The sequence below is a fragment of the Sphingobacterium ginsenosidimutans genome, assembly GCF_039536865.1.
In the GTDB taxonomy this organism is placed as follows: Bacteria; Bacteroidota; Bacteroidia; order Sphingobacteriales; family Sphingobacteriaceae; genus Sphingobacterium; species Sphingobacterium detergens.
In genome coordinates, this window is record NZ_BAAAZK010000002.1 from 1,156,522 (window position 1) to 1,178,156 (window position 21,635).

At 40.1% G+C, this 21,635-nt stretch carries 24 protein-coding genes and 3 tRNA genes; 15 read left to right on the forward strand and 12 right to left on the reverse strand.

Annotation, left to right across the window (positions count from 1 at the left end):
- Positions 1–2: 2 nt before the first annotated feature.
- A complete protein-coding gene (locus ABFX33_RS04790; RefSeq protein ID WP_346084577.1) occupies positions 3–929 on the reverse strand; it encodes a histone deacetylase family protein in 927 nt (308 codons plus the stop codon).
- Between the two features lie 167 nt (positions 930–1,096).
- Between ABFX33_RS04790 and ABFX33_RS04795 the strand changes: the two genes are divergently transcribed.
- The 4 genes from ABFX33_RS04795 to ABFX33_RS04810 all read left to right on the forward strand — a co-directional run bounded on the left by ABFX33_RS04795 (position 1,097) and on the right by ABFX33_RS04810 (position 4,164).
- Complete coding sequence (locus ABFX33_RS04795) at positions 1,097–1,738, forward strand: YceH family protein (RefSeq protein ID WP_346084578.1); 642 nt, start codon at positions 1,097–1,099, stop codon at positions 1,736–1,738.
- Positions 1,739–1,741: 3 nt separating this feature from the next.
- A complete protein-coding gene (locus ABFX33_RS04800; RefSeq protein ID WP_346084580.1) occupies positions 1,742–2,932 on the forward strand; it encodes an MFS transporter in 1,191 nt (396 codons plus the stop codon).
- 1 nt (position 2,933) lies between these two features.
- Positions 2,934–3,821, forward strand: coding sequence for a DUF72 domain-containing protein (locus ABFX33_RS04805; RefSeq protein ID WP_346084581.1), 888 nt, complete (start codon positions 2,934–2,936; stop codon positions 3,819–3,821).
- Between the two features lie 103 nt (positions 3,822–3,924).
- Positions 3,925–4,164, forward strand: coding sequence for a hypothetical protein (locus ABFX33_RS04810; RefSeq protein ID WP_147420354.1), 240 nt, complete (start codon positions 3,925–3,927; stop codon positions 4,162–4,164).
- Positions 4,165–4,262: 98 nt separating this feature from the next.
- On the opposite strand, the gene eno is transcribed toward ABFX33_RS04810, so the two are convergent.
- The 9 genes from eno to ABFX33_RS04855 all read right to left on the reverse strand — a co-directional run bounded on the left by eno (position 4,263) and on the right by ABFX33_RS04855 (position 10,203).
- On the reverse strand, positions 4,263–5,558 hold the full coding sequence (eno, locus tag ABFX33_RS04815) for a phosphopyruvate hydratase (RefSeq protein ID WP_077435516.1): 1,296 nt from the start codon (positions 5,556–5,558) through the stop codon (positions 4,263–4,265).
- A gap of 212 nt (positions 5,559–5,770) precedes the next feature.
- Positions 5,771–6,871: a glutamine-hydrolyzing carbamoyl-phosphate synthase small subunit gene (gene carA, locus ABFX33_RS04820; RefSeq protein ID WP_257089121.1), complete on the reverse strand. Its 1,101-nt coding sequence runs from the start codon at positions 6,869–6,871 to the stop codon at positions 5,771–5,773.
- Positions 6,872–7,100: 229 nt separating this feature from the next.
- On the reverse strand, positions 7,101–7,382 hold the full coding sequence (locus ABFX33_RS04825; protein WP_346084583.1) for a DUF2752 domain-containing protein: 282 nt from the start codon (positions 7,380–7,382) through the stop codon (positions 7,101–7,103).
- A 29-nt stretch (positions 7,383–7,411) separates the two neighbouring features.
- Positions 7,412–7,765: a TM2 domain-containing protein gene (locus ABFX33_RS04830; RefSeq protein WP_257089117.1), complete on the reverse strand. Its 354-nt coding sequence runs from the start codon at positions 7,763–7,765 to the stop codon at positions 7,412–7,414.
- A 332-nt stretch (positions 7,766–8,097) separates the two neighbouring features.
- Positions 8,098–9,096: a GTPase ObgE gene (gene obgE, locus ABFX33_RS04835; protein ID WP_120258454.1), complete on the reverse strand. Its 999-nt coding sequence runs from the start codon at positions 9,094–9,096 to the stop codon at positions 8,098–8,100.
- Positions 9,097–9,134: 38 nt separating this feature from the next.
- Positions 9,135–9,704 carry an adenylate kinase gene (locus ABFX33_RS04840; RefSeq protein ID WP_223578602.1) on the reverse strand — a complete coding sequence of 190 codons (570 nt, stop codon included), beginning with the start codon at positions 9,702–9,704 and terminating at the stop codon, positions 9,135–9,137.
- A gap of 74 nt (positions 9,705–9,778) precedes the next feature.
- A tRNA-Arg gene (locus ABFX33_RS04845) sits at positions 9,779–9,852 on the reverse strand.
- Positions 9,853–10,024: 172 nt separating this feature from the next.
- Positions 10,025–10,098: transfer RNA gene (locus tag ABFX33_RS04850), tRNA-Arg, on the reverse strand.
- A gap of 31 nt (positions 10,099–10,129) precedes the next feature.
- A tRNA-Arg gene (locus ABFX33_RS04855) sits at positions 10,130–10,203 on the reverse strand.
- 186 nt (positions 10,204–10,389) lie between these two features.
- Between ABFX33_RS04855 and ABFX33_RS04860 the strand changes: the two genes are divergently transcribed.
- Positions 10,390–11,217, forward strand: a complete 828-nt coding sequence (locus tag ABFX33_RS04860; RefSeq protein ID WP_346084586.1) for an alpha/beta fold hydrolase — start codon at positions 10,390–10,392, stop codon at positions 11,215–11,217.
- A 115-nt stretch (positions 11,218–11,332) separates the two neighbouring features.
- Here the strand turns inward: ABFX33_RS04860 and ABFX33_RS04865 are convergent, their stop codons facing one another.
- Complete coding sequence (locus tag ABFX33_RS04865; protein ID WP_104382695.1) at positions 11,333–11,668, reverse strand: DUF3276 family protein; 336 nt, start codon at positions 11,666–11,668, stop codon at positions 11,333–11,335.
- Positions 11,669–11,932: 264 nt separating this feature from the next.
- Between ABFX33_RS04865 and ABFX33_RS04870 the strand changes: the two genes are divergently transcribed.
- The 6 genes from ABFX33_RS04870 to ABFX33_RS04895 all read left to right on the forward strand — a co-directional run bounded on the left by ABFX33_RS04870 (position 11,933) and on the right by ABFX33_RS04895 (position 17,514).
- Entirely contained in the window at positions 11,933–12,814 is an 882-nt protein-coding gene (locus ABFX33_RS04870; RefSeq protein ID WP_346084587.1) for a LiaF transmembrane domain-containing protein, read from the forward strand.
- A gap of 3 nt (positions 12,815–12,817) precedes the next feature.
- Complete coding sequence (locus ABFX33_RS04875) at positions 12,818–13,864, forward strand: sensor histidine kinase (protein ID WP_346084589.1); 1,047 nt, start codon at positions 12,818–12,820, stop codon at positions 13,862–13,864.
- Complete coding sequence (locus ABFX33_RS04880; RefSeq protein WP_346084590.1) at positions 13,857–14,597, forward strand: LytR/AlgR family response regulator transcription factor; 741 nt, start codon at positions 13,857–13,859, stop codon at positions 14,595–14,597. The genes ABFX33_RS04875 and ABFX33_RS04880 overlap by 8 nt, the downstream gene beginning before the upstream one ends.
- 31 nt (positions 14,598–14,628) lie before the next feature.
- Entirely contained in the window at positions 14,629–16,071 is a 1,443-nt protein-coding gene (locus tag ABFX33_RS04885; RefSeq protein WP_346084591.1) for a serine hydrolase domain-containing protein, read from the forward strand.
- 319 nt (positions 16,072–16,390) lie between these two features.
- A complete protein-coding gene (locus ABFX33_RS04890; RefSeq protein ID WP_257089105.1) occupies positions 16,391–17,365 on the forward strand; it encodes a 2-hydroxyacid dehydrogenase in 975 nt (324 codons plus the stop codon).
- On the forward strand, positions 17,362–17,514 hold the full coding sequence (locus ABFX33_RS04895) for a hypothetical protein (protein WP_346084592.1): 153 nt from the start codon (positions 17,362–17,364) through the stop codon (positions 17,512–17,514). The genes ABFX33_RS04890 and ABFX33_RS04895 overlap by 4 nt, the downstream gene beginning before the upstream one ends.
- Here ABFX33_RS04895 and ABFX33_RS04900 read toward each other — a convergent pair.
- Entirely contained in the window at positions 17,511–18,377 is an 867-nt protein-coding gene (locus ABFX33_RS04900; protein WP_346084594.1) for a mechanosensitive ion channel family protein, read from the reverse strand. The genes ABFX33_RS04895 and ABFX33_RS04900 overlap by 4 nt on opposite strands.
- 146 nt (positions 18,378–18,523) lie before the next feature.
- Between ABFX33_RS04900 and ABFX33_RS04905 the strand changes: the two genes are divergently transcribed.
- From ABFX33_RS04905 to ABFX33_RS04920, 4 genes are all read left to right on the forward strand, one after another.
- A complete protein-coding gene (locus tag ABFX33_RS04905; protein ID WP_104382702.1) occupies positions 18,524–19,390 on the forward strand; it encodes a helix-turn-helix domain-containing protein in 867 nt (288 codons plus the stop codon).
- 2 nt (positions 19,391–19,392) lie between these two features.
- On the forward strand, positions 19,393–19,818 hold the full coding sequence (locus ABFX33_RS04910; protein ID WP_104382703.1) for a DUF983 domain-containing protein: 426 nt from the start codon (positions 19,393–19,395) through the stop codon (positions 19,816–19,818).
- 26 nt (positions 19,819–19,844) lie between these two features.
- The gene (locus ABFX33_RS04915; protein ID WP_346084596.1) at positions 19,845–21,023 is read left to right on the forward strand and encodes a cysteine desulfurase family protein; all 1,179 of its coding nucleotides are present in this window, start codon (positions 19,845–19,847) and stop codon (positions 21,021–21,023) included.
- An 80-nt stretch (positions 21,024–21,103) separates the two neighbouring features.
- A complete protein-coding gene (locus ABFX33_RS04920; protein ID WP_104382704.1) occupies positions 21,104–21,430 on the forward strand; it encodes a HesB/IscA family protein in 327 nt (108 codons plus the stop codon).
- Positions 21,431–21,635 lie beyond the last annotated feature (205 nt).

Here is a 21,635-nt window from a genome sequence, read left to right on the forward strand (position 1 = left end):
TTTTATAAATTATATAAATCTATTGCTATTTTAAATGTTTGACAATGTGCATTGACAATATCTTTGATCTGCGGAGAATAACCGCCCCCCATACTTATCTGAACAGGAATGTGCTGCTGATGGCACAGTCCCAATACAAGTTCATCCCTTCGCGCACAGGTCGCTGGACTTAAATTCAATTTACCCAGTTTATCGGTCCCCAGTATATCTACACCTGCCTGGTAAAAAACAAAATCAGGGTGGATACGATCAAATAAATCCACTAGATTGTCTTTAAGAATTTCCAGATATTCTTTATCTGTTATATTTTCAGCAAGACCGATATCCAAGTGAGAACGCTGCTTGATAAAAGGATAATTCTTTTCCCCATGCATCGAAAAGGTAAACACTTGTTGATGTCCTTCAAAGATATGCGCTGTTCCATTCCCCTGATGCACATCGAGATCAATGATGAGGATTCGATTTGCAAGCTTCTGTTGTAATAGATACCCCGCAGCAGTTGCTTGGTCGTTCATCAGGCAGAAGCCTTCACCAAAATCATAACCCGCGTGATGCGTTCCACCTGCAATCGTGAAAGCTATACCATATTTCAAGGCATAACCTGCGGCCTGAACAGTTCCATCCAAAATATAGCGTTCGCGGTCTACCAAGCTTTTAGTCAAGGGGAATCCGATCCTACGCACCATTTTTGCATCTAAGGTCAAATCAAAAAGTTTCGCAACATAAGCTGGATCATGTACCAAACAACAGGTGTCGAAACTTGCCAGCTCGGGCCTGAAAAAATTAGCTTCATTGGTCAATCCCTCATGCTTCAACTGCAGGGGGATCAACTCGTACTTTAACATCGGAAAACGATGTCCCTCCTTGACTGGATGGATAAATTCGGGATGAAAAGCTATCTTGAGCACTTTAAATCTTATTTTATTCATGCGAAGATAAGAAAAACTAAAGCAATCCTATTTTATCCAACAATATCAATCGGATATTTTGGAGTTGTATCGGAAAAAGGGCATCTTTGGGTAAGAACAAATCCTCAAGTTGATGCCGTTTGACATTAAACTTATATTCGATCATAAATAGATACATTAAAAATAAAATGGAAACGACTAATTTGCCTCAATTGTCTGCAATGGAGCAGCGTGTCCTGGGTTCCCTGATTGAAAAATCAAAGGTAACCCCCGAATATTATCCCATGACGGTCAACAGCCTACAGGCTGCATGTAATCAAAAAACTTCACGTAAACCTGTTGTTCAATACAGCGAAGAGGACATCGTCAATACGCTGGATATCCTAAAAAAGAGAGGGTTGATTTCAACCGTTATCGGTGGTGGATCCAGGGTAACCAAGTATAAGCACAATTTTGCCATACAGTTTCCCCTTGTACCATCCGAACTGACTATTATTTGCCTATTACTCCTCCGTGGACCAATGACTGCCGGTGAAATCAATTCAAATGCCGGAAGATTATACGAGTTTGACTCCTTAGGTGAAATTAATGAACAATTGGAGAAACTTGCTCAGGAGGGCTATCTGAAATCTCTTCCTAAACAAGCCGGACACAAAGAGGTACGTTATATCCACCTATTGGGTGAGGTAAATATAGACGCTTTTGAAAATAGCAACAGTGCAGCAAGCGGGGCAGCAGATCCGGCGCTTTTGGAACGTATCGGACAACTCGAACAGGAAGTCGCTGAATTAAAACAGAAGTTTCAGGAATTGTGGGACGAACTACATTAATCGATGACGTATACAACTGATTCCAAAACAGAATTATCCCAAGCCACCTTATGGCTGATGACCATTGCCACAGGTCTGGTTGTCGCCAATAATTATTATAATCAGCCATTATTGGGGCTGATTGCTAAAGACCTGGGTGTTAGCGAAGCCACAGTGAGCAATTCGGCCATGTTAACACAAATTGGTTATGCCTGTGGGCTTTTATTGATTGTTCCCCTGGGTGATATGTTTAAAAGAAAGAAAATGATCTTAATTGATTTTATATTCATTATTCTCTCTTTGGCCGGAATGGCACTTTCCCAGTCTATCACAGCCATCCTCATCTTTAGTTTTTTGATCGGCTTTACCTCCGTGATACCACAAGTTTTTGTACCCATGGCTGCGGAGCTTGCCCCGAAAGGGAAACAGGCAGCTGCAATAGGTATGGTCATGTCAGGATTATTGATCGGTATCCTATTATCACGCGTGGTCAGCGGATTTGTCGGTTCCTACTTTGGCTGGCGCGAAATGTATTGGATCGCTACGGTGATCATGCTCATCACAGCAATGGCTATCGCCATCAAATTACCCGAAGTTAGCCCTAATTTTAAGGGTACTTATAAAGAATTGATGCTTTCGGTGTGGAACTTCGCCAAGAAACAACCTGTCCTACAATTGGCGTCATTTCGTGGTGCGATGGGATTTGGGGCGTTTTCAGCATTTTTTACAACCCTCGTTTTCCATATCGAAGGCCCACCATTTTTTGAAGGCCCAGCTACCGCCGGCGCATTTGGCCTTGTGGGCGCCTGCGGTGCCCTTGCAGCTGCTTTTGTCAACCGGATGACCGTATACATGGGTACCGCGAAAATTATCCGCTACGCGATATTATTGATGGTCTTTAGCTGGCTGCTTTTTGCGCTATTCGGAAATTATTACTGGGGACTAATCATTGGGGTGATCCTCATTGACCTTGGATTACAGTCGATGCACATCCTAAATCAGAGTGATTTCTATGCGCTCAATCTTGGCGCGAACAATCGTCTGAACACCGTTTATATGGTCAGCTATTTTATCGGTGGTTCAACAGGCACCTTTTTTGCGGCACAAGCATGGCAGCATTTCCAATGGCCGGGGGTTATTGCAGTTGGAACAACATACACCCTATTGGCATTGCTCGCACACTTATTATTTGATCATAAACTAAGAAAAAACTAATATGAAATTTGGCCAAGTAGATCATCCAGAAGAGGTAGATTTCACCCTACCAGCTACTCCAAAAGAGACTTTAGCCCTTTTAAAACATTTCAAAAATAAAGAACCTTTTGAAGTATATGTCGGCTGTGCAAAATGGAACAAACAGGATTTAAAGGGGTTTTATCCCAGAGGTACAAAGGACGAGCTTGTTTACTATGCCAATCAGTTTAACAGCATCGAACTGAATGCCACGTTCTATAATTCACCCAGCTTGGAGCAGGTAGAAACCTGGAAAAAGAAAACTCCGGCAGATTTTAAATTCTTCCCAAAAGTTCCTCAGTCTATCAGTCATTTTAGCCGGTTGCTTAACGCAACGGATAAAGTCAAGTTGTTTACAGATGCTGTGGTTCGATTTGATGAAAAATTAGGGATGGTCTTTCTGCAGATGCATGACAACTACAGTCCAAAGGATATGGCGCGGTTAAAATTATTTTTGCACGACTGGCCGAAAGATGTTCCCTTAGCATTGGAAGTACGAAATAAGGACTGGTTCTCAAAAGCCGAATTAACGAATGAGCTCTACACCTTATTGGAGCAAACCGGTGTGACCAATGTATTGGTGGATACAGCTGGCAGAAGGGATATGTTGCACATGCGTCTGACTACGCCTGTCGCCTTCATCCGTTATGTCGGTGCCAACCATGCATCGGATTATGCGCGTCTGGATAATTGGATAGAAGTATTAAAACTCTGGCGGGATAATGGATTACAGAAACTGTATTTTTTCATCCATCAGAATGTTGAAATTGAATCCCCCTTACTAGCAACCCACTTTATTAAAAAAGTGAATGAAACATTTGATTTGAATCTTAAATATCCAAATAAAGCAACAGGCAATACCTTATTTTAATTCATATAAATCTATGACAAAAATATTTATGGCATTTTCATTTATCCTCGTGGTCTTCTTCTCGTGTAGTGTCCAGCAGGCCATAATGAAAACCGATTCAAACATGAAAAAGATACAACTAGGCATGAGTAAAGAAGAAGTGATCAATACCATGGGGAAGCAATATAGAATCGCTGGTGCAGACCGCCTGAATGATAACTCGATAATGGAATTGATAACCTATGAAAATGCATATAATGAAGAGTATCAGCTATGGTTCAAAAATGAGGTACTCATGAAATGGAACAGAATATATAAATACAATCATGATCATGATCGAAGTAGAAGGGATACAATCCGTTAAACTGTAATTCTTATGCTCTTTCCAGGATAAAACTATGCTAAAAAAATAAGGCCCAATCTACAGATTAGGCCTTATTTTTTTAGCATAATAGGGTAAACCTATTTTTTTGCATATTTAAAGTTTTTACCGATGAAGCGAGCATTACCACCCAATTCTTCTTCGATACGCAACAACTGATTGTATTTAGCCATACGGTCAGAACGAGAAGCCGAACCTGTTTTGATTTGACCACAGTTCAACGCAACCGCCAAGTCAGCGATCGTCGCATCTTCTGTTTCACCTGAACGGTGAGACATTACTGAAGTGTAACCAGAATTTTGCGCTAAAGTCACTGCATTGATTGTTTCAGTCAATGAACCGATTTGGTTTACTTTGACCAAAATAGAGTTTGCAGTATGGGTATCGATACCTTGTTGAAGACGTTTTGTATTTGTTACGAAAAGATCATCACCTACCAATTGAACGTGATCGCCAATTTTGTCAGTCAATGTTTTCCAGCCAGCCCAGTCATCTTCAGCCATACCATCTTCGATAGAGATAATAGGGTATTTCGCTGTTAATTCAGCTAAATAGCTTGCTTGTTCTTCGCTAGAACGTACTGCACCTTTATCACCTTCAAATTTAGCATAATCATATTTGCCATCTTTGTAGAATTCAGAAGAAGCACAATCCAATGCTAAACAGATGTCTTGACCTGGTTTGTAACCTGCGATTTCAATTGCTTTCAATACGGTCTCGATTGCATCTTCAGTTCCCTCAAATGTTGGTGCAAATCCACCTTCATCACCTACTGCAGTAGAAAGACCTCTATCGTGTAAGATTTTTTTCAATGTATGGAATACTTCTGTTCCCCAACGTAATGCTTCAGAAAAAGAAGGAGCACCTACAGGCATGATCATAAACTCTTGGAATGCGATAGGCGCATCGGAGTGAGATCCACCGTTGATGATGTTCATCATTGGAATAGGCAACGTATTCGCATTAACACCGCCAATATAACGGTATAAAGGTTGACGTGACTCTTGTGCAGCTGCTTTTGCTACCGCCAAAGAAACACCAAGGATAGCGTTTGCACCTAAATTACCTTTATTTTCACTACCGTCTAAATCAATCATGATTTTATCGATGGCATTTTGCTCGAAAACATCTACGCCTTCCAAAGCTTTCGCTATTTTGGTATTTACATTTTCAACAGCTTTCAAAACACCTTTACCTAAGTATTTTGACTTGTCGCCATCGCGCAATTCTACTGCTTCGTGAACACCTGTTGAAGCACCTGAAGGAACAGCTGCACGACCAACAAAACCATTTTGTGTAGTAACATCTACTTCGATTGTAGGGTTACCGCGCGAATCCAAAATTTGACGCGCATGAACATCGATAATTAAACTCATCTCTTTATTAGACTATAATTTATTTTCATTACTTAGTGTAAATAAGACACACTCTTATCTACAGACATTTTTCACAACCAAATATAACAAAAAATGTATTTAATCCGTCATTTATTGTGAATAAAATATGACCAATCTGAATAATTGGTTCTGCAAATAGCATAAAAAACCCTCCACGATAGGGAGGGTTTTTTATGCTATGCTATGTTTGCTTAGTTTTTGATCATTGCAACGAAATCATCAAACAGGTAACGTGAATCGTGTGGACCTGGGGATGATTCAGGGTGATATTGAACTGAGAACGCTTTTTGCCCTTTGATACGGATCCCTTCGATAGATTGGTCGTTCAAATTGACGTGCGTTATCTCAACATTTTCCGAATTTTGGATATCTTCAGCTACAACACCAAAACCATGGTTTTGTGAAGTAATTTCACAACGGTTAGCGATAATATTTTTGACTGGGTGATTGATACCACGGTGTCCGTTATGCAATTTGCTTGTGCGGATGCCATTAGCTAGCGCTAAAATCTGGTGACCTAAACAGATCCCAAACATTGGCTTGTTTGCATTCAAAATAGATTTTACGGTTTCGATAGCGTAATCCATTGGTGCAGGATCACCGGGGCCATTAGAAATAAAGTAACCATCAGGATTCCATTTTTCCATTTCCTCAAATGTTGTCTTAGCCGGGAAAACCTTTGTATAAACGTCACGGGCCTCAAAGTTGCGCAGGATATTTTTCTTGATACCCAAATCCAATACTGCAACACGTAAAGATGCATTTTCATTTCCAAAGAAATAAGGCTCAGTAGTTGTTACCTTAGAAGACAATTCAAGACCATCCATCGAAGGAACTTTTGCCAACTGGCTCTTTAACCCTTCAACGTCTAGCGTTTCCGAAGAAATGATTGCATTCATGGCTCCTTTATCACGGATATGTCTTACCAATGAACGTGTATCCACATCGGAAATACCCACCAAATTTCCTTCTTCAAAATAGCTTTGAATAGACTCATCAGCCATTTTACGGCTATAGTTGATGTTGTAGTTTTTACAAACCAAGCCCGCAATCTGAATTTGATTTGATTCGGTGTCATCCTCATCAATACCATAGTTACCAATATGTGCATTGGTTGTGACCATGATTTGTCCAAAATAAGATGGATCTGTAAAAATCTCTTGATAACCGGTTGTTCCTGTATTGAAACAGATTTCACCAGTAGTCGTACCAATTTTACCAGCGGCTTTACCGTGATAAACTGTACCATCTTCTAAAACTAAAATTGCAGGCAATTTGCTGTAGTTGGTCATTATCGATGTAATATTATAAAATGTGTATCTCTTCTGTTCTGAATCCTAAAGCCTTCCTTATTGGATATAAAAAAAGCCCTCAAATGGGCTAAAATATTAATTAACAATGCATTACCACGATTGACAAACCGTTTCCTAAGGCACCTACCAATAAAGACTCTACTTTAATTTTCACGGGAGACAAAGTTACGACATATCAGTTAAAAGTGAAAAACATTTTTCAATTATTTTACATGGAAACTGCTTGTCTATGTATAAATCGATAAAAGTCTCTTAAAATTAAAAAGATGAATGCCGGAACGAGGACATAAATCATCGGATTTGCAGACCAGGCATAGGCCCATTGCATTCGCAGCAGCGCCATAAATGCGGTCGTCAGTCCGCAACCGGGACATTCATATCCAGTAATTGCCTTCCAGAGACAAGGAATGAGGATATGAATATCCGACAGCATGTATAATGCGAGAGCAGTGCCAAAATACCCTATAACAATGGTGTAAATCCAGTGCACTCGCAGGTATTTCAGCACAAGCCAAGCCATTAATTATTGTTTACCGGACTTTTGATGTATTGACCATCTTTATCCTTGTATTTCCCAACAATGATCATGATCAGATCTATAAGCGACCAGATTCCACAGCCGCCTAAAGTAACCAACTGGAGAACCGCTGTTCCGATCTGTCCCAAATAGAAACGATGTCCACCGAAGGGGCCAAGAAACAAACAAAATAATAAAGCAGGCAGCCAGCGATCATCCTGAATGCTACGACTCTGTTGGAAAGGTTGGTTCGCGTAGAATATAGGCTGTTTCGCGCCGCAAAGAGGACAGACCTCAGCTTTGACATTAATTACCTGACCACATTCCACGCAATATTTTTCGTCTTCTGTTTTCATTTTAGATTAATTTGTCAATGAAATTAGCAAAAAAACTCAAAACACAGCTATTTTTTATTGCTATCTCGCAATCAACGTAAAAAAGCCATCACAAAATTTCAAACAAATACCGAAATAAACTGCCTATCACTTCATGGCAAGTAATTACAATCACCACTGCACACTTTTCCAAACTCAGCTTCCATCCACATGCTTTGCAACCGGGTTACAACAGAATACCTGAGGTAGGGCGAAAAGTTCAATAGGGCTGACTTAAGTAGAAAAATAATATCAAAAAGTGATATAAAAAAAACGCTTCATAAATGAAGCGTTTTTATATATTTTGCTAGCTATTAAGAGTTTATTGCTTTCCAGATCATATCTTTCAATGGCAGAATATTTTTACCACTGACGGATGAGATGAAAATATGCGGAAGCCCCTCAGGAAGCTGCTGTTCCATTTCCTTCTCAAGTTCATCATCAAGCATATCAGACTTTGTAATCGCCAATAACTTGGGTTTATCTGCTAATTCGGGATTATATGCTGTCAATTCATTCAGTAAAATACCATACTCTTCTGCTATGGTGCGGTCTGTATCAGCAGGCACCATAAATAACAATACTGAATTGCGTTCAATGTGTCTTAAGAAGCGATAACCAAGTCCCTTCCCTTCCGAAGCCCCCTCAATGATCCCCGGAATATCGGCCATCACAAACGAGCGGTTATCGCGATAACTCACCATACCGAGATTAGGCACCAATGTGGTAAATGGATAATTGGCAATTTCGGGTTTTGCGGCTGAGACTACGGACAACAAGGTTGATTTACCTGCATTCGGAAAACCTACCAGACCAACGTCTGCTAGTACCTTAAGCTCGAGAATCATCCATTGCTCTTTGCCTGGCATCCCTGGTTGCGAAAATCGAGGGGTTTGTTTCGTAGGCGACTTAAAATGCCAGTTACCTAAACCACCCTTTCCTCCTGGAACCAGGATCTTGGTCTCACCATCTTCGGTAATATCAAACAACACCTCTCCAGTCTCTGCGTCCTTGGCAATGGTACCCAGTGGCACCTCCAATATTTCATCATGACCAGTGGCACCTGTCCGTAGCGAACTACCACCTGACTCACCATTGGAAGCGATAATATGCTTACGGTACTTCAAATGAAGTAATGTCCAAATATTAGTCGTTCCTTTCAGGATAATATGTCCTCCACGACCGCCATCACCACCATCAGGTCCTCCTGTAGCTGTGTGCTTGTCACGATGCAAATGAGCCGAACCTGCCCCACCATGTCCCGAACGACAACACACTTTCACATAATCAACAAAATTCGATCCTTGCGCCATTTACAATGTATTACAGTCTAAAAAAGTATTTATTTCAATTAATAATTATCGATAATATCCGTTAGGTTTTTAAAGATTGTATCGATATCACCGATCCCATCTACCTTGGATAATTTACCTTGCGCTTCATAATAAGGTAACACATGAATTGTTTTTGTAAAATACTCATCAATGCGTTTTACCAATTTATCAGCATCGTCATCTGAACGGCCAGAGATCTCTCTACGTTTAGCGATACGCGCTTTCAGTTCGTCTTCATTTACATCTAGTGCGATTACAACTGAGATTGACGTGTTGATACCTTCCAAAAAAGCATCCAATGCCTCAGCTTGGGCAACGGTACGCGGAAATCCGTCAAAAATAAATCCTTTTGCTTCAGGATTCTTTTTCACTTCCTCTTCCAGCATTGCTATCGTAATCGAATCTGGCACTAAATTTCCCTCAGCAATAATCTGGCTTACTTGTTGACCAAGTGGCGTTTGACCTTTAATATGTGCTCTAAAAATATCACCAGTTGAAATATGAATCAATTGATATTTTTCAATAAGCTTTGCAGATTGAGTTCCCTTACCTGCACCCGGAGGGCCAAATATTACAAGGTTTAGCATAGTTTTATTTAAGAAATTAAAACGAGTTAAAAAATAAAAGCCTAATCACAGATGATGACTAGGCTTTTCAGTCGTGCGCTCCAAGGGAGTCGAACCCCTAACCTTCTGATCCGTAGTCAGATGCTCTATCCAATTGAGCTAGGAGCGCAGTAAACCATTACGTTTAGAACTCTGTCCCATTTGTTTTGGTGACGCAAATATAGTCAGAATTCATTTTTTTACAAACTTTTTTTCAAAAAGAAGTTTCCATCCCCCTCAACACTCTACGCTTACTTCACCTTCTTTCATAAAAAAAGCCAATCTTCGAGATTGGCTTTTTGTGCACTCCAAGGGAGTCGAACCCCTAACCTTCTGATCCGTAGTCAGACGCTCTATCCAATTGAGCTAGGAATGCCTCTTTTTAATAATACAGGGACTGTATATTGTGCGCGCCAAGGGAGTCGAACCCCTAACCTTCTGATTCGTAGTCAGATGCTCTATCCAATTGAGCTAGGTGCGCTGGGCAACCAAAACAAATCCGTATCCTTTTCCGTTTTGGTGATGCAAATATCGTTATATTTATCGATTTAACAAACATTTTTTCTCTTTTTTTAACTTTATGAAACAACATTTCGTTTATCTCGTTGATAATATTATATTTAAAATATCAACTTTTTTTTTCAGACACTGACAAATGTTATTATTCATGAGCAAAAGAGAATTAAAACTCAGCAAAATCCGCATTGGAGATATCAGCATCTCCTATTATATCCGTCCCAGTACCAGATACCCTGCCCCTAAAACCGCGTTATTTATTCATGGGTTTCCTTTCAATAAGAACACCTGGAAACAACAATTGTTAGATCTTGACGAGGAATATACTGGGATTGCCCTGGATGTCAGAGGGCATGGACTCAGTACAAATGGACATGGTTTCTTTTCTGTCGATGTGTTTGCAAAGGATCTTGTTGAATTTATCCGGAAATTGGATCTCAATCATGTTGTACTCTGCGGCATCTCCATGGGTGGCTATATCGCCCTGCGTACCTATGAACTGATTGGTCAGCAGCTCGCCGGATTGATTTTATGTGACACCAACTCCCTTGCTGATGACAATAAAGGCAAACAAAAGCGATTTGATTCCATACAAGCGTTACTTAAATATGGTCGAAGACCATTTGCCATCGGTTTTACGGAAAATGTGTTTTATGAAAAAACAATCCGGGAAAACCCTGAGGCCGTCGAACTCATCAAAAGCTGTATCCGCAGAAATGAGCTTTCCAGTATATGCGCAACACAACTTGCCTTGGCTTCCCGTACAGATACTACACATTCCTTGAAAACGATTATTATCCCTACATTGGTCATTAAAGGTAAACACGATAAATTGATGAGCGAAGAGCAGACGAGCATTCTTATCGAAAATATCCCTGATGTTAGATTTATGGAGTTTGAAGAATCGGGGCATCTGCCAAATCTTGAAGAACCCGAAAAGTTCAATAGGGTATTAAATGAGTTTTTAGCCAGTATATAAAGACGTCGTTACAGTAAAGCGATCATAAAAATAAGAACTAAGGAAAGTCCGAATATAAAAAAAGCCACGCGAGTGGCTTTATTTCTTTTTTCATTGAGATTTCATCCTGGGTACGTTAGAACGAAAAATCATCTTTTGAACGACTATCGGCTTCTTCAGCGTACGCATCGTCAAAGTTAGGCTCGTAACGTTTTTCGATTACTTCCTGGTTAGACTTAATGTAATTTACAACATCTGTCAAACCCTCCGCAAACTTCTCAAAATCTTCTTTGTATAAGAAAATCTTATGCTTAATAAACTGGCCATCCTCAAAGCGCTTCTTGCTTTCTGTGATAGTAATGTAGTAATCGTTCGATCGAGTTGCTTTTACATCAAAAAAATAAGTTCGCTTACCTGCTCTCACCTTTTTTGAAAAAACCTCTTCACGCTCTTTGTTTTCAAAATCTCCCATTGGTTGTTATTTAAGTTTAAAGTAATCTTAATCTTTGATAAATATATAATAATTCATTTTAATACACCAAATAATATTAAAAAAAAAGACAATAAACCGTAAAAATGGCATATTCATTCCATCGATAGCCGATAAAAATTAAACAACAAGATTTTTTACCGACGAAATCAGTACATTTACCGAAAATATAAGTTGTATTACCTAAAGCGAATATGTATAGTTTATTTGTGCCTCTATCTTTGAGTCATAAATAGTAAAAACATTATGGAAAAAGAACCTATCATACCAAACAGCAATAACAGCCGCAATATCGTGGGGGCCATTGTCATCATCGTAGGTATATTCTTATTATTGAATAACCTGAATTTAGGAGACTGGTTTCCGGACTGGTTATTTAGCTGGCCGACAATATTGATCATTATTGGTTTAGTGATCGGCGTAAACTCTCAATTTCAGAAAAAATCGGCAATCATCTTATTGATTATCGGTGGTGCCAGCCTGATTTCCCGAATGATGCGTACGGACTTTGGATCAGTAACCGTCCCTATTATCATCATTTCGCTTGGGATTTATTTTATCATGAGTAAGCGGAAACCGCCGATGGTTCCGCCTGCTTACCCTAATCCGCCACAGAATCCTTACGATTGGGATAAGCGTGTCAATAGTCCTACAGATACTCCGGCGGACGCCACAGCACCCGATGCCGAGGCGAAACCTTTTAACGAACAATACGGATCAAGCCAACAAGCCTCGCCTAACGCGCAGGCTTTTGGCAACAAAGAGAATAGTTCATTTCATCAGTCTTTTGAGGACAGCCTTAATCTGAATACGATTTTTGCAGGCCAAAAGAAAGTCATTTATTCCAAGCAATTTAGAGGTGGAAATTTGACCAACGTCTTCGGAAGTATTGAATTGGATTTAACAAAGGCAGATATCCAACAGCCTATTGTCATCGATACATTTCAGTTATTTGGCAGCGCACGTATTATCATCCCACCACATTGGACAGTATTCAGCAATGTGGCATCCATTTTAGGATCTGTCGATGACCGAAGATTTCAGACGATATACAACCCTGACACCGACAAAAAGATCTATATCACTGGTACATGTATATTGGGCAATTTAACGATAAAAAATGCTTAATAGATGAAAAACAAACTGTCCCTCAGTGTTAAAAGTCGATTAATAGGCATTATTTGTATATCCGTATTTATCGGATATCTTGCATTACAATATTTACTGATGCTACGTTCAGGATTTGATTCCGAACTGGCATTTAAAGATTCATTGATCAATAGTGCTGTGATGATGTTTTGCTGCTATGGCATGTCCTCTGCGTTAAACTTCTACACACCACAACCCCGCGAGATATGGAAGGTGCTGATCATAGGCTTGATTATGGCCGCCATCAGTACAGGGTTGAGCCGTTTTCTAATGAGCTATTTTATTCAGCCCAACTTTATCGCGCTACTGGATTTAACACTCCCATTTCGTGGTATCGTTAACTTCCTTATCCTCACTTCTGTTGCTATTATCAATATTGTCTGGAATATCCAGGAAGATAATATCAATAACATCAAACGGAAACAAGAGTCCGAAAATCTGCTTCGCGAGGCAGAACTCTATAATTTGCGGCAGCAGCTGCAACCACACTTTTTATTTAACAGCTTAAATTCGATCATCGCTCTAATTGGCGCGAATCCGGATGAAGCACGTAATATGACATTTCAACTATCTGATTTTTTACGGGGCACGATGAGAAAGGAGAACAATCAGATTATCACACTGGAAGAAGAACTGGACCATCTACAACTTTATCTTGATATTGAAAAGGTACGCTTTGGTCATCGTCTGAATACTTCCATCTCCTCCTCGGAGGAAATATTTAGTAATAAATTGCCAGCAATGATCATCCAGCCTCTGGTAGAGAATGCCATTAAGCATGGATTGTACAATATAACCGACCAAGTCGAAATACAAATTAAATGCACCTCAAATGAGGGACAGCTTCTGATTCAAATTACCAATCCATTTGATGTCGAGGAGCAATCGAGTCCTAAAAAAGGTACCGGATTTGGGCTTTCCAGTATTCAACGCAGATTATATCTTTTATATGGAAGAAATGATCTTATGGAAACACAGATTCAGGACAATATATTTACTAGCACCCTAAAAATACCTCAATATGATTAAAGTCGTTATCATTGATGATGAACCCTTAGCACGCTCCATTATTGCGGGCTATTTAAAAAATGAAGCTGATGTAACCATTATGGCTGAGTGTGGAGATGGTTTTGAAGGCGTTAAAGCGATCCAGATACATGAACCTGATCTGGTTTTTTTGGATGTCCAAATGCCTAAATTGACTGGTTTTGAAATGCTCGAGCTGGTGGACAACCCTCCTGCCATTATTTTCACCACAGCGTTTGACGAATATGCGTTAAAGGCCTTTGAAAAAAATGCACTGGATTATCTGCTAAAACCGGTCTCCCCGACACGTTTCAAAAAAGCATTGGAAAAGTTTAGATCCAGCTATTCTGCACCCGAAAAGAAAGTCCAACCTAACTATGAGGTCCTCGCGGCACAAGACGAAACGAAGATCGACCGTATCGTTGTCAAAACAGGTACACAAATCAAAATAATCCCTATAGATACAGTCAAATACCTGGAGTCTTATGATGACTACGTAAAAATCCATACCAAAGATGGCATGTACCTCAAAAATAAGACCATGGCATTTTTTGAAAAATCCCTAGATCCAAATCAGTTTGTACGCATCCATCGTTCGTTTATCATCAAAGTCGATCAATTGGCCAAATTGGAGCCCTATGAAAAGGACTCTTATATTGCTGCGCTGATCTCTGGTGAGAAGCTCAATATCAGTAAATCAGGCTATGCCCGATTAAAACAATTGATTGGAATTTAAACATTCCGTAGATTTGTGCCTAACAATGGTTATGAAACATTTTTTTACAGCAATATTGTTGGGCATCACATCTTACTCCTTTGCTCAGACAAATCAAGCTGAACAGATCAACAAAGGAGTTTACAATCGATTGGAGTTTTTCATCAATTCCCAGATGACAGACTCTGCCTATAATCTAGCGAGCGATTCCTATAAACAACAATATAGTCTTCCAAAGTTTACACAGATGCTGCGGCAGATCTACCCTTTGGGAAGGATCAAAAGTTCGGATATCACTAATTTCGAAAAAGGTACAGCAACCTATCGTCTGGATTTTGATAATCAGGCTTATGAAGTGTTGTTTGCGACAGATTCGACACTCAAGTTTAACACCCTACACTTTAGTCAGCTGAACGAACCTACAGCGAACAAAAATATTGCTGAGAAACCTATTGAGACGACGGTCCATTCAAAAGCTGTCGACAAAGAGGATTTTTTCATCGATTCTGTTGCCAATTCTTACTTAAAACAACAAAAAACACAGTCGCTTGCGATAGGTATTATTAAAAATGGGCAGTCGAAAACCTATTTTTACGGCGAGACCGCAAAAGGTAACCAAACATTACCGACAAAAACCTCGCCCTATGAAATTGGTTCACTCAGCAAAGTCTTTACAGCGATCCTATTATCTAATCTTGTTGAGGAAGGAACAATTACCTTGGACCAACCTATATCATTATTCCTTCCAGATACACTGAAAAAGAATGCGGACCTGGCGAAGATAACTTTTCAAATGTTAGCCAACCATACTTCGGGATTTCCACGACTTCCCGACAATTTTGATAAAGTAAAGGGATATAATGAAACTGATCCTTACAAAGGATACGATAAAAAAGCACTTTATAGTTATTTATCCTGTTTCAAAAACAAAAAAACACCGGGCGAGGAATACGAGTACAGCAATTTGGGTTATGCCATATTAGGTGATATCATCTGTAGTATCTACAAAAAGCCTTATGAACAGATTGTTCGTGAAATCATCTGCAAACCACTCGATATGAATAATACCTTTCAGGTATTAGACCCTAAAAGAAAAGATACTTTTAAAGTATACAACAAAGAAGGGCAAGAAGTAACTCCTTGGTCTTTTGACACTTTTAGTGCTGCCGGTGGATTAAAATCAACCGTGGAAGATCTGCTTAAATTTGTAAATGCACAGTTTAAGATGCCACAGAGCCCACTAGAGAATGCGATGGCCAACACGAAATTATTTACTTTCTTTCTCCCTCCTGATACGGACTTGGGATTGGCATGGCACATGAACCTACTTGATGATCTTACTTTTTATTGGCACAATGGTGGCACAGCAGGAAGCAGTTCCTACCTCGCCTTGTCCCCAGATAAAAAAAGTGGCATAGTCATCTTGTCCAATACCGCAATCTCTGTCGATGACATAGGGAAAAGCATTTTGGACAATCTACTTCACACAAAATAAGACCTTCGTGCCTTTACAAGCACCAACAGCGATGAAAATTACTGAAGGCTCTTTCAGACAAATAGACTGCGTGTAGTGAGCACATTGATACCGTAATAAAAAATACGAATCAATCAAAACACCAATGGTTAAGAAAAAAACAACATTTTATTATCGGAGCTATATCGAAACAACGATATAGCTTTTTTTGTTGTCATAAAAAGGGTTAATTTTTTGTTGTTACACAAGCTGTTAACCATTAACTTTGATTAACAGCCCAAATAAACTGGGTTTTCATAATTTAATTTTACAACAGGCTCTAGGATAGCATAACATTTACATGAAGATATTTATCACCAAACGAATCCCACAAAAAGGTATTGACCTATTAACGGCTGCCGGACATGAGGTAGCAATACATGACTCTGCTACCCCACTATCTCCTACCGAACTTATCCAAGCTGGGCGACAGGTCGATTATATACTGAACGGTGGTATGCAAAAGTTTGACGAAGAGTTTTTCCAAAACTGCCCCAATCTTAAAGCGTTATCCCTTATGAGTGTTGGTTATGATAACGTTGACATCCCTGCAGCAACGAAATATAGTATCCCTGTGAGCAATACACCAGGAGTGCTTTCTGGTGCTACAGCTGATGTTGCTTTTCTATTGATGTTGGCCGTTTCCAGGAAAGCTTTCTTCAACCACAAGCAGATTTTGCAAGGCCAATGGAAAGGTTTCGACCCTACAGCACATCTGGGTATCGAACTCAACAATAAAACATTGGGTATCTATGGGCTTGGACGGATCGGTCTTGAATTTGCCCGCAAAGCAAGGGCCGCCTATAATATGGAAATCATTTATTATAACCGTGGGCGGAACTTGGAAGCCGAACGGATCTTGGGAGCGAGATATGTCAATTTTGATGATCTGCTAACCCAAAGTGACGTGCTTTCCATTCACGCTGCACTCACGGCAGAGACATCCAATAGGTTTAATCGGGATACATTTAAACGTATGAAAAACTCGGCGATTCTGGTCAACACGGCACGTGGTGGATTAGTGCAGGAGGAAGACCTCGCCAACGCATTACGCACGGGAGAGTTATGGGGAGCGGGGCTCGACGTGACAAACCCTGAACCCATGGCAGCGGACAATCCACTGCTAAATCTCGAAAATGTCTGCATTCTACCCCATATCGGATCCGCAACTGTGGAAACCAGAGACAATATGGCACTAATGGCAGCAAGCAATTTATTGGCAGCAATCAAAGGTGAAAAGATGCCACAAACTATCAATCCAGAGGTCTATACATGAAACGACATTTCTTTCAGTTCCTGAACAAGCTAAATAAAGCGATCCTGCCCAAATATGGGAAGAAGGATCCACTTAAACTAAAAAAGTACCAGCAGGCCATATTAGCCTACCGGTACTTTATTCTTATCCGTGCCCTGGCAGATGATTAAACCTCTGCCTTCGCTGGACTTCCCTGATCATTTGCATTGGGGACAATGCTAATCTGTGTCGGATTCGGAGCCACACTCATATCGTTCCGCTCTAATTCCAGCATAATTTTTTCCTGCATCGAATTACGTGCCGGCCAGTAGTTCTCCCGCTTGGTCCATGCCCGTACGGTCAATACAATTGCGCTATTTCCCAGCTCTTTGACAAACACCGTCGGCTCGGGTGTTGTCAGCACATTTTCATTGGACCGAAGTACTCGGAGAATGATCTCTTTTGCGTCTTTTATATTTTTGTCATAGGATATACTCACTGTGTATTCAAACATCCGTTGAACGATTTTCGTATAGTTCTTGATCACCGAATTAGCTAATGGACCATTCGGACTAAAGATACGTACGCCATCGTCACCGATCAATGTTGAATATAATATATCAATTCGCTCGACAGTTCCGGCTGTACCATTCGCACTCGAGATGTAATCCCCTACTTCGAAAGGTCTAAACATCAGGATCAACACGCCACCGGCAAAGTTACTTAGACTCCCCTGAAGGGCCATACCTACAGCCAAACCGAAGGCAGACAATGCCGCTATAAAAGAGGTCGTCTGAATACCAATCTGACTAGCAACCGTCAACATCAACATTACCCACATCACAATCCTTACGATACTTGAGATAAATGCGCGTATTGAAGGATCAACATTTCTCTTCTCAAAACGCTTGTGCAATAACCGGTTGACCAAATCGATAACATATTTACCAATAATCAATAAAATAATACCACCTATAATACCTGGTATTGAATCAATGACGATATCGGTCAATCGCCCAAATTTAGTCCCTAGACTATTTAAATTACTTTCCATGCTTATTAATATATTTCCATGCTTTTTGAAACAAGGATTGTTCCAACATCCAAACTTAGCATTCAAAATATTAACATCATTGAAAAGTACCATAAAACACCAAATTAACACCACTATAAAAAGAATATTTGAGCTAACTTTGTAGTATGAATAGAAAAAACACCATTCCTATTATAGATAGTTGCAGTCTCGACCTCAACAATAAAACAACTATCCATATTGATGACTTAAGTGAATACGTCATCAAACATGCAAATATGGTGTTTCCCCATAAACACAATTTTTTTCATTTTGTATTATTTACGAAAGGTTCAGGTGATCACATCATCGATTTCAATCATTATAAAATTAAACCCTTTCAAATCTACTTCATGGCACCCGGTCAAGTGCATACCTGGAATTTTGTTGGCGATGAGGGGGGCTATGTCGTCAATTTTTCGGTCGACTATTTCCAATCGTTTTTATTACGCACAGATTATCTGGAGCGTTTCAGTTTTTTACAGGGCAAAATTGAGCATTTAATTTTTGAACTGGAAGGACCTTGCCGCGCGCAGGCGACGAATATTCTGGATGAGATCTTATCGGCGAAGTCCAGCGGTCTATCCGAAGATTATATTCGTACACTGCTGCTCCAATTTCTACTCTATGTCTCCATCTGTTCTGAAAAAGAGCAAAAAGACGGAAGCAATCCTTATAATCATAAAATATTCAATAGCTTTCAGCAATTGGTGGAACAACAGTTTAAATCCACCAAATTACCGAGTGTATATGCGGATCAGCTATTTATCACGCCAAATCACCTGAATGCGATCTGTAAATCCTATATCGGTCAGTCCGCTGGAGAGATCATCCGCAACCGGATTGTCCTGGAAGCAAAACGACTGTTAATTAACCGAAATTTAAATATCACTGAAATTGCAAATGAATTGCAGTTTAAGGACAACTCTTATTTCACCAAATTTTTTAAAAAATCCACTGATCTCACACCCGAGGAGTTCAGAAAACAACTATAACTATGGAAGAAGTTAAATACGAATTATCGGAATTCAAAGCTGCATGGCAAGCAAAATGTCCAAGATGTAGAGTCGGCCATGTATACAAAGGTCCTGCCTATGGTCTAAAGGTCCAAAAGATGAATAGTCATTGTGAATACTGTGGTCTCCGCTACGAACGTGAACCGGGTTATTTCTATGGTGCCATGTATGTCACCTATGCATTTGCAATCGCAGAGATGGTGACGGCCTGTATGGCAACTTACATCCTTACCGGAAATGACTCATCCTTCATTCTTTATGCGACTGTTGCTATATTAAGCGTTGTGTTGATGTCACCTTTCAACTACCGGTATTCACGCATTATTTTGATGTATTGGCTGACTCCGGGACTACGCTATGATCCCAATGTCAAAAAGAAGGAAGTTGATGTGAAAGCTTCTGCATAAACAGCATTATCCTTATCTTTATCCTGATGAAGGATACCATATATTTGGACAACAATGCAACCACCCGAATTTTGGATGAGGTATGGCAGGAGATGACTCCTTATTTCATCCAAAATTATGCTAATGCGTCCAGTGTTTACCACCAGATGGGTAGAGCAGCAAATGCAGCGGTTCAACAGAGCAGAGCGCAAGTCGCTGAGGCTTTAAATTGTACACCAAAGGAAATTTTTTTTAATTCCGGAGCTACGGAAAGCATCAATACCGTACTGCAGGGTGTATTTGACAAATACCGGTCTCAAGGGAATCATATCATTACCGTCGCTACAGAGCATAAAGCAGTATTAAGCTGCTGTGAACAGCTGACCAAACAGGGAGCCCAAGTCACGTATCTTCCTGTTGACAATCAGGGGCGCATAGCCTCGGATGATCTTAAAAATGCCATTACCGCCAAAACCATATTAATCTGTCTGATGGCTGCGAATAATGAGACTGGGGTGCTAGCTGAAATCGAACAGGTGGCTTCCATCTGCCATAAAGAAGATATTCTATTTTTTTGCGACGCCACACAAGCAATCGGAAAAGTTGCGATCGACCTCCAACAGCTCCCTGTTGATCTTTTATGTCTGAGTGCACATAAAATTCATGGTCCGAAGGGAATTGGTGCACTTTATATCCGGCGCAAATCAAAACCCATTCAGCTTACACCATTAGTTTTAGGTGGTGGTCAGGAGAATGGTTTTCGGGGCGGCACCTACAATGTTCCGGCCATCGTCGGCTTTGGAAAGGCGATCTCCATGCTAAGCCCACAAGCCTATAGCAACGTTCGGGCATATCGGGATCTATTGGAAGCCGAACTGGCTGATATTCCTGAAATTATTGTACACGGGCAAAATACTCCCCGCCTACCGACGACAAGTTATATCAGTTTCAAACATGTGCTCGCAAGCGAGATTATGACCGCCTGCCCTACCTTGGCCCTCTCCTCCGGCTCCGCCTGTGTTACCGGATCAAGGGAACCGTCACATGTCCTGCTGGCCATGGGTATATCCAAAGAAGATGCACTTTCGGCAATCAGATTTAGCCTAAGCATATTGACCACGCGTGAAGAAATCCTACAATGCGCACAATTGATCAAAGAAGCCGTACAAAAAATAAGGGATCAATCACCCATATGGCAACTCTATAAGGCCGGTTTGATCGGTTAATTTATGACATTCTAAAAACTTAAGAGCAGGCGAAATATAGCGAGATTGTATGTATCTTTGTTGTAGACAAAGATACAACTATGATTACAGTTACTGATAAAGCAAAAACTCGTATCGAGGAAATCATGAAGGATGAGCAATATGACGGCAATTACTTTGTGCGTGTTGCTGTAGAAAGTGGTGGTTGTTCAGGCTTAAGCTATAAACTGAATTTCGATAATGAGGAAAAAAAGGGAGACCAGTTTTTCGAAGATAAAGGAGTTAAAATCTGTTTGGATATCAAATCATTCCTCTATTTAGCGGGAACAGAACTTGATTACTCCGATGGGTTGGACGGAAAAGGATTTGAATTTCATAATCCAAATGCAAGCCGTACATGCGCCTGTGGCGAGAGCTTCTCGGTATAACCAGATCCCTTCCAATAGAACAAAAAAAGCCCTGAAATAATTTCAGGGCTTTTTTTGTTCGGTCGGGCGAGTTTAGTTGCACCGACAAATTAATAGTTTTATAATTCCCTATTGACCTATTCGCTTTTTCTTGTAATATTTATATTTTTTCAACATTTTAATGGATAAATATCAAAAATCACAACAAAACATATTAGCAAATGAT